This is a genomic window from Fulvivirga lutimaris, from assembly GCF_009711525.1.
Lineage (GTDB): Bacteria > Bacteroidota > Bacteroidia > Cytophagales > Cyclobacteriaceae > Fulvivirga > Fulvivirga lutimaris.
In genome coordinates this window covers 1-11,872 of record NZ_SMLV01000411.1, presented here as the reverse complement: position 1 = coordinate 11,872, position 11,872 = coordinate 1, and the positions used below count along the sequence as shown (strand labels likewise).

The following is an 11,872-nucleotide window of genomic DNA, read 5'->3' as shown; positions in this document are numbered from 1 at the left end:
ATTGTATAAAAAGGAATGGCAGCAACCATGCCTGGTATGCCTGCCAAAGAAGCGCCTGCAAATATAATTATAAAAATCTCTAATGGGTGAGCTTTAACACTTTTAGAGAATATTATCGGCTGCAGAAAAACATTGTCAACTATTTGAACTATACCAAATACAGATACGATTTTTAAGAAAAGTATTAATACAGACTGTAAACTGGTAATATCTACACCTGTGCTAACACCTACCATTATTCCAAAAGTAGCTCCTAAAATAGGGCCCAGGTAAGGAATTAAATTAGCCACTGCTGCAAATAAGGCTATAGTAAGCGAATATTTAATACCCACAATGCTTAGTCCTAATGCAGCTATACTGAAGATAGAAAACATCTGAAAGAGCAAACCAGTAAGGTAATTTGACAAAAGCTTTTCTATCTTATTGTAGGCTGTAATAGTCACTTCAAAGTATTGGTTCGGAATTAGGGCTATAAGCTTCTTGCGCATTGACCCCATCTCATAAAGGAAAAAGAAAGAAATAAACGTTACGGCCATTATTCCGACAAAAAACTGACCTGTAAATGACAAAATAGCATTAAGAATATTACTAAACTGTATGGTCGAGATCAATTCTACAATATTGGCCTTTAGGCTATTTACAATAAACCCTTCAGACTGTGTAGTTAGATCATTGGCTATAAGAAATATCTCAAGATTATGAAGAGGAATAGTAAAGCGTTCATAAAGACCTTCATAGTTTAATCCTGAAAGCACCTCTACCTGTTCTGAAATCAGAGGAATAAAAAGTACTACAAAAGAAGAGGCAAGCAATGTTAAAATGGCAAATGATAGAATAACTGCCAGCAATTTTGGTATTCTTAATCCGAAAAACTGTGCATTACTTAAGTAACGCATTAAAGGTCTTAATATGGAGCTTAGTACAATGGCGAAGGCCAGATAAAGAAAGATATCAGAAAATATCCAAGCCAAAAGTATGAGCAGGACTAAAGATATAAATATGAACAGTAAAGGGTTTCTAAGCATGATCTTAAACAAACATAATAAAAAAAGCCCTGACTAAGGAGTCAAGGCTTTTACCAAAGTACATTTATTTTAGTCCCACTTTAGTTCGGTATCCACATTAGCGGTTTCGTTGTCTAAAGCTTCTTCGTCTCTATCATATTGTGCAAAATCAACATCAGGAAGCAATTCATCTTTCACATGATTAACTGTATTGTTCAATGCTGCAGTAAACTTATTAAAGTCTTCTTTATATAAGAAAATCTTATGTTTCTCGTACGTATAGCCGTCATCCTTATACCTCCTTTTACTTTCAGTAATAGTTAGGTAATAATCATTTGATCTAGTGGCCTTCACATCGAAGAAATATGTCCTCTTTCCAGCTCTTACTCTTTCAGAATAAATTTCTTCTCTTTCATTGTTATTCTCTTCCACAATCCTAGTGTTTAATTATCAAATTTATGCCCACATTTACATTAAATAGAATTTAAATATAGTATAATATTTATATTTAAAGCAAACAGACCATATTAATTGTAAAACATTTTTACATTTCTGCCGTTGTCGCAGTTTTAATAATCACTTCTTGTAAATTCGAATTATGAAATTAGATTTAGGTAAGGTAAAGGATATTGGGAGCATAGATTTTCTTGCAAAACAGCTTGTAGAAGGCTTTGTAACCGGTCTCCACAAGTCTCCTTACCATGGATTTAGTGTCGAATTTGCCGAGCATAGATTGTATAATAATGGTGAAAGCACCAGGCATATCGACTGGAAAGTTTATGCCAAGAGCGACAAGCTTTTCACCAAAAGATATGAGGAAGAAACTAATCTAAGGTGCCAAATCATCATTGATAATAGCTCTTCCATGTATTATCCTGAAGCTAATAAAGGCAAAATCGGGTTTAGTATAATTGCCGCTGGAGCCATCGCCTATTTATTACAAAGACAAAGAGATGCCGTTGGTATTTGCACTTTTTCTGATAAGATTGAGCTGATGACAGAAATCAAATCGACTTCTACTCATCTCAATAAGCTATTTACTTCGCTCCAAGAGCTTTTTAATCAAAACCAGGTTAGCAAGTCGACACAGGTTGCCAAGATTCTACACGAGGTTGCCGAAAAGACGCATAGAAGATCCTTAATAGTAATATTTAGCGACATGTTTGATAATGCCTCAGATCTGGATGAAATATTTTCAGGCTTGCAACATATGAAACACAACAAGCATGAGGTGCTATTATTTCATGTCACAGATAAGGCCACTGAATATGACTTTAACTTCGAAGATCGCCCTCATGAGTTTATTGATTTAGAGTCTGGGGAGCGACTTAAATTACAACCATATGAGGTTAAGGAGCACTACCAGCAAAAGGCCGAGGAGTTTTATAAAAATTTAAAATTACGCTGCGCTCAGCTAAAAATAGATTTCATTGAAGCTGATATCGCTGGTGATTATAATGAAATACTCAAAGCATATCTTATCAAAAGAGCTAAAATGAAATAAGCCAATGCTTGAAGCATTGGCTTATTGTATATCCTTATAAGAAAGAAGCCTTATTCGTTGTGCATCCAGGCTTTCTTCTCTAACAGCTCATCTTCTGATTCCTCATAATCAGGATCAGGCACGCAGCAGTCTACTGGACAAACCGCAGCACACTGTGGCTCTTCATGAAAGCCCATACACTCTGTGCACTTACCTGAAACTATATAGTAAAATTCGTCAGAAACGGGCTCTTGCGACTCATTTCCATCTATCACTACACCACCTTCCATCTCAACTTCTTTGAGCTCAGTACCTCCGCTCCAATTCCATTCTATCCCACCTTCATAAATTGCAGTGTTCGGGCATTCTGGTTCGCAGGCCCCACAATTTATGCATTCATCTGTTATCATTATCGCCATATCAATAGCTAGTTTTAATCCTTCAGTTAATTTAAGAACTTTGCAAAAATATAAACTATATCCATGCATACAAACAACATATGAGTATGAATGGTTTAACTTATGCACATGAATATTCAACAAAGAATAGAGGCCTTTTCTCAATTAGGAAATAAGATCAGAAATATATCAGAAGAAGAGTTTGAAAATCTGTGTATCCACGCCAGAAATAATAATAGTTGGTTTGTAGAAACCAGCATAAAGCATGCGCTAAATGGGATTAATCAGTTTCTTACTAAAAGTGATTTGGAGCACTGGACTAGTAAGTATTCACTCAATAACAACTCAAAAACCATTGGCATTGTGATGGCCGGCAATATTCCTTTGGTAGGTTTTCACGATCTGCTGTGCATTCTCATCAGTGGACATAAGGCAATGATCAAGGTAAGTTCTCAAGATGAGTATTTGATGAAACACATTTGCCAACTACTTATTGAGCTCAATGCTGATTTTAAAGAGCAAATTACTTTTGTGGACAGACTCGCTAATATGGATGCCATTATTGCCACAGGTAGTGACAACACTTCACGATACTTCGAGTACTATTTTTCTAAGTACCCCAATATTATTAGAAGAAACAGAACATCAATTGGTATACTTACCGGAGAAGAGGCAGATGAAGACCTCAAGTCTTTGGGTGATGACATCTTTACTTACTTTGGGCTTGGTTGTAGAAACGTTTCCAAAATATTTATTCCTAAAGGGTACAATTTGAACAAATTCTTTGAGGCTGTTGAACAGTTTAATGAGATAAGACATCATCATAAATACAATAACAACTATGAATACAACAAGTCCATTTACCTGGTTAATAATGAAAAGCATCTGGACAATGGCTTCCTTCTGCTAAAAGAGTCAACCGATTTGGTCTCTCCTATTTCGGTGTTGTATTATGAGTATTACGAAATAGACAAAGCTTTGAGGCAAACGCTGTCTAAATTTGAAGAAAAGATTCAATGTATTGTTTCCAAAAAAGGTTCCTGGGCCGGTAGCTTGCCCTTTGGACAAGCACAATGCCCAAACTTGGATGATTACGCAGATAATGTGGATACTATGAAATTCATAGAATCTTTAAAATAGAAAAAGGCCTGCTTAATAAGCAGGCCTTTTGTTCATCACCTATTACTTATTTAGACCCTTTATCCGGGTTATCTTTATCAGGTTTTTGAGTAGGCTTAGCAGGTGCCTCAGGTTTCTTCTTCTCTTCCACTATCTTCTCAGCCAAGAGTTTAATCTCCTCAGGAGATTTACCTTTTAAATAATCGGGTAAATCCATACCAGCCATATTAAACATTTCCTGCAAAGGTGGGACTGACTTATAAAGGCCAGATATGAAATTGGCTGTTGAGGTCTTATCCTCTGGGCCATTTCCACCGCCTTCCCATACAGTAATCTTATCAATCTTGATATTCTTAATCGCCTCAGTTTGAAGTTTAACCAACTCAGGTAATTTATCGGCCACCAATAACAACACTGCATCTTTGGCACTATCGCCTGCTGCATCTACAATTTGTTTCAGACCTTGAGCCTGCTTGGTCAACACCTCATATAAACCTTGAGCTTCAGCTTGTTTCTTGAACAGGATGGCATCGGCCTCCCCTTTTGCCAATCTTCTAATTTGTTCAGCTTGAGCTTCAGCTGCAATCTCTACTTTTTCTTTATCAATTTGTGCGGGCACTACTATATCCGCTGTTTGTGCCGCTTTATCACGAGTTGCTCGGGCATTTTCAGCTTCTTGTTCAGCGGCATATGCCTCTTCCAGGGCTTTTGCAGATTGCACTTTCTCTGCTGCAATAGCTTGTCTGTGCGATTCAGCTTCTCTTTCACGTCTTAAAGCATCAGACTGGGCTACTTTTATCTTTGCCAAGTTCTCTCCTTCAACAGCACTCGCATTTGCGTCTGCTACTTTTACTCTTTGATCCTGAACAGCATTTGCCGCTCCAATAGCACCATCTCTGTCTTTCTCTGCTACAGATCTCTTTGCATCATTAATTGCTTTAGCAGCAGCTTCTTTTCCTAATGCCTCAATGTAACCTGATTCATCCTTGATATCAGTAACGTTAACATTGATCAACTTTAGCCCAATTTTCTTAAGCTCAGTCTCCACATTGGAAGCTACATTCTCAAGGAATTTATCTCGATTGCTATTAATTTCCTCAATATCCATAGTGGCCACTACTAATCTCAATTGACCAAATATGATGTCCTTTGCTAAGTCCTGAATACTTTCCTGAGAAAGACCTAATAATCTTTCAGCAGCATTGTTCATCACACCTCCCTCAGTTGAAATACCAACTGTAAATCTTGATGGTACATCAACACGAATATTTTGTCTACTTAAAGCATTGCTCAGCATTACTTCAATAGAAATAGGTGTCAAGTCAAGAAATTCATAATCTTGAAAAACAGGCCAGATAAATGCCGCACCACCATGAATACATCTGGCGGAGCCACCGCCTACTTTACCATAAACCACCAATATACGATCTGATGGGCAGCGCTTATACCTTCTGAAAAAGGTAACAATAACAACAAAAACGAAAAATGCCGCTAAGGCAAGAACGGGAAGAAATTGTACGCTCATTAGTCTATTCTATTAGTAGTTATGATTAATAAATTGTCATTTGCAATATCCTTTACAGTAATTACCTTTCCAGGCTTTAGGTCTGCTTCATCATCGGTAATAGCCTCCAGAGTTCGAAGTGAATTTTGAACTTTAACCTGCACCTTCCCTATATTTCCTCTGTTAGCTTTAACTTCCATATACACCTCTCCAACTACTCCTATTGCATTTTTCATTTGCAATGTACCACTTTCATTTGCTTTTCCGAGATAGTAGAAAATGGCTCCCATCAAAAACATCATTGCAATACCCGCTATCAATGAAATAACAATAGAAAGGCCATTGGAAAGCCCTGAATCAAGGCAAGCAATACCAGTCCATGAGAAAATGGTAAAGAAGGCTATCATATTTTTCAGGGTAAAAAATTGGAACCCAATTCCTCCATCTCCCTCTATATCTGCATCTGCACCTGCATCATCAGGTATATCTCCACCAAAAAATGTCATTAGCATCTGTAAGAAGAAAAAGAGTGTAAAAGGTATGGCAATACCCCAATAGATCTTTTCCAACAGCTGCAGTGTTTCCCACCAATTAGCTAAATTATCAGTCATTTAAGTTTGTTTAATTCAATGTAAAATACTTCTTTTCTCCTAAATGAAGTACAATTTAAGAATAAATAATCTTAAAATTTTATCATAGTGCTAATCGGCTAAAAGACTCCAGTTAATGGTAATCTCAAATACTAAGTCATAAAAAAAGCGGAGTAAACTCCGCTTTTTTTTATATATCAAGTCTGATCAAGGGCTGCCTCCAAATATTACCTCGAGCCAACCAGTGTAAACTTCCCCTCCAGCTTCCAACTTATAGAAGTACAAGCCTTCAGCTGCTTCATCGCCACCCCAAGGGTTTTCATTTGTATAATTATCACTGCTATAAATCTGCTTACCCCATCTGCTGGTAATAATCAGGTTAGCACCTTTATCAGTTGAACTTATATCCAGGTTTCTAATGACGAAGTAATCATTTATACCATCACCATTTGGAGTTATTACGTTAGGAATGAATAGTGAAGAATCTCTTGGTATTTCAATATCCAGTTCAATTTCACAGCCCAAGGCATCCATTACAAATAGATCATAATCACCTACACCCAAACCGTCATAATCCAGCGTAAATCTACCTTCGAAGGCATCGAATGGCACTTCATCAGGACCAAGACCTCCAAATCCAGGCACGTCCCCTTCTAGCACAGCGTTGAATGGAGAAACACCTCCTGTAATACTTATTATATCAAAAGAACCAGTGCTTCTCTCAGGTAATGAACTTGTCAAATTTCCAACCTCAACAGACAATGGAGCTACAACCTCAGGAATCTCCAATGAACTCGGATGATCAAAGAAGATATTATCAGGACATGCATTCTGACTCTGTCCTAATCTAAGCCTAAATGTTCTATCCGGAGTTTGTAGGAATGATCTGTTTGTAACACGTATCTGATTGCCAATCTGTAATGTCAGAGTGAGCATATCAACTACTTGTTGCTGATCGTTAAATACAGTCAACACATAATCAACTCCAGCTTCACCAGTTATATCCGTTAATAATAGCTCATTTACATATTCCTTAGTAGCACCAAAGCATGACTGCTGTAATTCATAATCGAAACTAACAGGTATCGGTCCACCAGTTACGGTAAATTCAAATGTGCCTGCGCAGATACCCTCTGTATTGGATGAAATTGTGGCAATGTAGTCGCCACTTAATAAGCCATCACCCGTTCTTGGGAATATTCTCGTATCTCCATTCCAACCCTGCTCATCAACGTGAATAGGATTATCAGGGTCGTCAGTAGTAGCAATGCTCAGATTAAATGGCGGTGAAACAGCACCCAAATTAGCTAATCTCATTACCACGCTTCCTGAAGAAGGAGCATCACAAGATGCCTGTTGAGCAAATGAATTGAACTCATCAATTTCTATCTGGCCTGGAGATCTAACTTCTATAGTCTGTACCGAAGTACATCCTCCGGCATCTCGAACATAAACATCATAATCATTGGCGGCTAAACTTCCCTGAGTTGGTGATGAACTAAATTGCCCGCTGTTTACAGCAGTACCACTAACAGCAAAAGCGAATGTAAACCCACCTCCTGACCCGCCAGAAGCAGTTACACTAATACTACCATCACTTGAGTCACAAGTGGATACCTCCGTAGCTGCTACATCAATTTTTATCTCAGGCGTATCCGAGTTCAATAGAATGTTTTCAATTCTAAATGGACATGGGTCGTCAACTTCCCTACCAATTTCAACCAAATTATTACCAACCGAAAGTCCATTAGGGTCATTTAAGTTAGGAATTCTCAAATTATTGAGTTCTACCCAATCACCTCCGTTTATCGAATAGAAATAGTTTCCGTCTGCAGAACCGGTTAGTCCGCTTATTTCAATGCTTCCATCATTGGCATCAAAACAGGAAACATTTTGTTGAACAAAATCAGCATCAGCGCTGACTGAAGTTCTTGGTGCCAGGTTGAAGTCTAAGAAACAGGTATCAACTCCAGCGGTCACAAAATATCTATAGTTAAGAGCAGCAAGTGTATTAAATACTGAATCATTCAATTGGGTTGTAAAAACAGAATCAGCTAAATCAGCATCAAAATATTTCAATCCATAAATAATATTACCTGGATCAGTATTAAACTCAACACTAATGGTTAACGAGCCATTCTCTAATCCACAATCAGGATTTATAACATCTGTAACACTTAGAGAAGCAATATCCGTACAGATAGGGCCACCAGGGCCACCACCGCCACCGCCTCCAGAGCAAAGTGGATCATCAGCTGCCAAAATTGTCGCAGTAACCGCTAACCTCTGGGTACTTTCACCACAACCAGGTATGGTCTGAGTTGCAAAATAAGTTGCTCCATTTACTAGTGATGTAGTGATAGGTAATTTGCTTGTACTACCAAGAGAAGCATACCATTGAATATCTGTACCGAACACATTAATATTGGCCAGCGTGGCATTAGTCACAGGACAGAAAGTCTGGCCAGTAGAACCCGTTGGAGCTGGGGTTTCAGTAACAAGGGAAACAGTAACCGCCAACCTGGTTGGGCTTATACCACAACCAGCTATAGTTTGCTCGGCAAAGTATGTTCCATCAACCAGTAGATCAGATCCATTATAAGGCGTTCCACCTGATGAAGCATCAAACCATTGAATTGCTCCCGCACCACTTACCTGTATGTCATCAACTGTATCACCTGAACCATCACAGAATGTTTGGAATGGGCTTCCTGTTGGAGCCGGTGTTTCTGTAAACAATGTTACAGTTACAGCTAGTCTCTGAGTGCTCTCACCGCAGCTACCCAAAGTCTGAGCCGCATGGTATGTTGTAGCATCTGTCAATGGTTCGCCTGCAGGCACTGTTGTTGTACCTGATGCTGTAGTATACCATGTAATATTAGGTTCGTTGGTAACTAAGTCATCTATTGTTGGAGTTGCTCCACTACAGAATGATTGGTTAGCATCTCCGGTTGGAGGAGGCGTTGTGTCAACAATGTTGATATCCACCTGAGTTGACGTGCTTTCAGTACAACCTGTAGTTTCAGTTACAAAAACACTAAATGTAGCTACAGAAGCTGTGGACCAAGTATCAAAATCAGTTACTGGATCAAATATGTTTCCTGAAGCAATTTCATTTGTCAATGCTGCATCAGAATACCATTTCACGTCTACTCCACCAGCTACTGTTAAATCATCAATGATTGTCTCATTCACGCAATATAAAGTAGATCCATCAACAGTTGGTGCCACAGAAGTAGTGCCATCAATAACAATTTCCAATACCTCAAGTACACTACATCCAGATACTGTGTAAGTAACATCAATTTGCACCGGACTATCAGCAGTGGTAAGACCAGTTGCGTCAAATACATTGCTACCATTAATGCTTCCTGCACTTGGGTTATTAAATGTAAATGTTCCACCAGCAGGATTTGTTGTAAAACCTGCGATCAAAGTATTTAAATCCAACGTCTCATCAGCACAAACACTTGAATTAACCACTGACAAAGTAGGTAAATCCAATATGGTAACTTGTAATTGCTCAATGACATTACCACATCCACCTATAGCATAAGTAACATCAATTGTTACAGGACTATCCGCAGAGGTTAATCCAGCTGCATCAAAAACATCTGACCCGTCAATGTTACCAGCACTTGGGTTACCGAAAGTGATTGTTCCACCTCCAGGGTTTACAGTAAAACCAGCGATAAGTGTAGTTAAATCAAATGTACCTTCCGCACACACTTCAGGTGTTGCATTCAATGCTAATGTAGGCGAGTTTAATATATTAATATTTAAGGTTCCTAAAGCGTCTGTGCAACCAGCAACTGTATAAGTAACATTAACACTTACGGGACCGTCTACAGCAGTTAAACCTGCTGCATTGTAAATATTACCAGGGTCAATCGTTCCAGCAGAAGGAGTATCAAAGGCAAAAGTACCACCTGATGGGCTTACTGTAAATGTAGTGGCTACATCATCTAAATCAATTGTACCATTTGCACAAACATCCGCATCAACAGTAGCCAAGGAAGGGGTACCAACAACATTTATATCAAAATCAACAGGTGTTGCAGCACATGTGCCTCCAAAGTCATAGTTAACTGTTATTGTTTGTGTTGTACCAGCTAAACCAATTGGGTCAAAATCAGAACCTGTCACACCAGCCGTACCAGCAAAACTAAAAGTACCACCTGCAGGTGCTGCAGAAACCAACGTTGTTAAATTTATCGGTCCACCACCCTCACAAATATCAACGGCAGTGGCAGGTGTTGTAATAACTGAAGATGTTACAATATTTAAGGAAAGCGTTTCTTGTACTGCATCACAGCCTCCCAATGAATAATCAACAAGAATATCAATATTTCCTGACTGGCCTAAAGGATTAAAATTACTACCCGTGACACCCGTACCATTAAATACAAAAGTACCACCTCCTGTAGATGCACTAACTAAAGTAGTTAAATCAATTACTCCACCCGTTTCACAGATATCGGAAGGTGTCACCGATATAACTGGGGTAGCGATTATGTCTATATCAAATGTTTCCGTAGCAGCATTGCAGCCTCCAAACGAATAATCAACAGTAATCGTCTCTGTATTTCCAGCAAGTCCTGTTGGATCAAAGTTAGAAGTGCCAGCCGCAACTCCAGCTCCTGAGAAAGCAAACGTGCCTCCAGCTGGATTGGCCGAAACAAGGGTACTTAAGTCGATAGTACCTCCATCTTCACAAACAACTTCATTCACTACAGGAACAGTAATCACAGGATCTGATGTAACAACCATTTCAACCGATGCTGTAATGGCCACACATCCACCCCCTGCAGTAGTATAATCTACATCAATATTTATTGTGTTACCTGCTAAACCTAATGGCTCGAAGTTAGTACCAGAGACACCTGTTCCTGTAAAAGTAAAATCACCACCAATAGGTGACCCCTCAACAAGAGTGGTTAAATCAAAGCTACCGGCACTTTCACAAATACTCGTAGATGCCGCTAGTACATTTATAGTAGCCGCATTAACCACATTAATATCAAAGTCAACCTGAGTAGCTGCACAAGAACCAGCAATATCATAATCTACTAAAACATTAACAGTAGAACCTGATAAACCTGTAGGGTTAAAATCGCTTCCTGTGACGCCTGGACCGGTAAACGTAAATGACCCACCAGCAGGGCTTGCCGAAACAAATGCTGTTAAATCAACATTCCCGTCAGCCTCACAAGCATCAACTGGGTCAGCTAAAACTGTGATGGTTGAAGCAGTAACCACATTAAGTGCTAAAACTTCTGTAGCAGCACTGCAGCCTCCTTGGACATAATCAACATCAATATTTATAGCACCAGAAAGACCTGTTGGGTCAAAATTATTCCCAGTCACACCTGTTCCATTAAAGGTAAAGGTACCTCCTGCCGGATTGGCACTAACAATTGTTGTCAAGTCTACCGTTCCTGAAGGCTCACAAATATCTGTTGTGGTAGCTGGAACTGTTATAACAGGATTATTGATAGTCACTGGTAAAACAGTAGGTGTAGTTGCAGTACATCCATTAGCATCTGTATAGTTTACTGATACTTCATAAGGACCTGTTGGGCTATCCCATTGAACAGCAATTGTCCTACCTGAGCCTCCAACAGTAATAGTACCACCCGTAACATTCCATGTATAGTTACTTTGCAAATCCTCTGTAGTGTAAAAATCTTCAGCATTAAAGCATAATGCTACTGGACCTGTGATGGTTGGAACTGGAAGTGGGTTAACTAAAACATCGGTTGTCTCACTTACTG

The 11,872-nt window shown here is 39.0% G+C and carries 8 protein-coding genes; 2 read left to right on the top strand and 6 right to left on the bottom strand.

What is annotated here, in order from left to right; all coding sequences use genetic code 11:
• Positions 1 to 971: AI-2E family transporter (locus E1140_RS15160; protein WP_246202961.1), on the bottom strand; the 971-nt coding region annotated here is incomplete at its 3' end.
• A 123-nt stretch (positions 972 to 1,094) separates the two neighbouring features.
• The gene (locus E1140_RS15155; RefSeq protein WP_185153622.1) at positions 1,095 to 1,436 is read right to left on the bottom strand and encodes a DUF3276 family protein; all 342 of its coding nucleotides are present in this window, start codon (positions 1,434 to 1,436) and stop codon (positions 1,095 to 1,097) included.
• 166 nt (positions 1,437 to 1,602) lie between these two features.
• Between E1140_RS15155 and E1140_RS15150 the strand changes: the two genes are divergently transcribed.
• A complete protein-coding gene (locus E1140_RS15150) occupies positions 1,603 to 2,508 on the top strand; it encodes a DUF58 domain-containing protein (RefSeq protein WP_155185633.1) in 906 nt (301 codons plus the stop codon).
• 50 nt (positions 2,509 to 2,558) lie between these two features.
• Here the strand turns inward: E1140_RS15150 and E1140_RS15145 are convergent, their stop codons facing one another.
• The gene (locus E1140_RS15145; RefSeq protein WP_155185630.1) at positions 2,559 to 2,906 is read right to left on the bottom strand and encodes a 4Fe-4S dicluster domain-containing protein; all 348 of its coding nucleotides are present in this window, start codon (positions 2,904 to 2,906) and stop codon (positions 2,559 to 2,561) included.
• A gap of 108 nt (positions 2,907 to 3,014) precedes the next feature.
• On the opposite strand from E1140_RS15145, the gene E1140_RS15140 reads away from it, so the two are divergent.
• A complete protein-coding gene (locus E1140_RS15140) occupies positions 3,015 to 4,025 on the top strand; it encodes an acyl-CoA reductase (RefSeq protein WP_155185627.1) in 1,011 nt (336 codons plus the stop codon).
• Positions 4,026 to 4,071: 46 nt separating this feature from the next.
• Here E1140_RS15140 and E1140_RS15135 read toward each other — a convergent pair whose 3' ends face one another.
• From E1140_RS15135 to E1140_RS15125, 3 genes are all read right to left on the bottom strand, one after another.
• Entirely contained in the window at positions 4,072 to 5,529 is a 1,458-nt protein-coding gene (locus E1140_RS15135) for a flotillin family protein (RefSeq protein ID WP_155185624.1), read from the bottom strand.
• Positions 5,529 to 6,119, bottom strand: a complete 591-nt coding sequence (locus tag E1140_RS15130; RefSeq protein ID WP_155185621.1) for a hypothetical protein — start codon at positions 6,117 to 6,119, stop codon at positions 5,529 to 5,531. Before E1140_RS15130 ends, E1140_RS15135 begins: the two co-directional genes overlap by 1 nt.
• 186 nt (positions 6,120 to 6,305) lie before the next feature.
• Positions 6,306 to 11,872: T9SS type B sorting domain-containing protein (locus E1140_RS15125; protein ID WP_155185618.1), on the bottom strand; the 5,567-nt coding region annotated here is incomplete at its 5' end.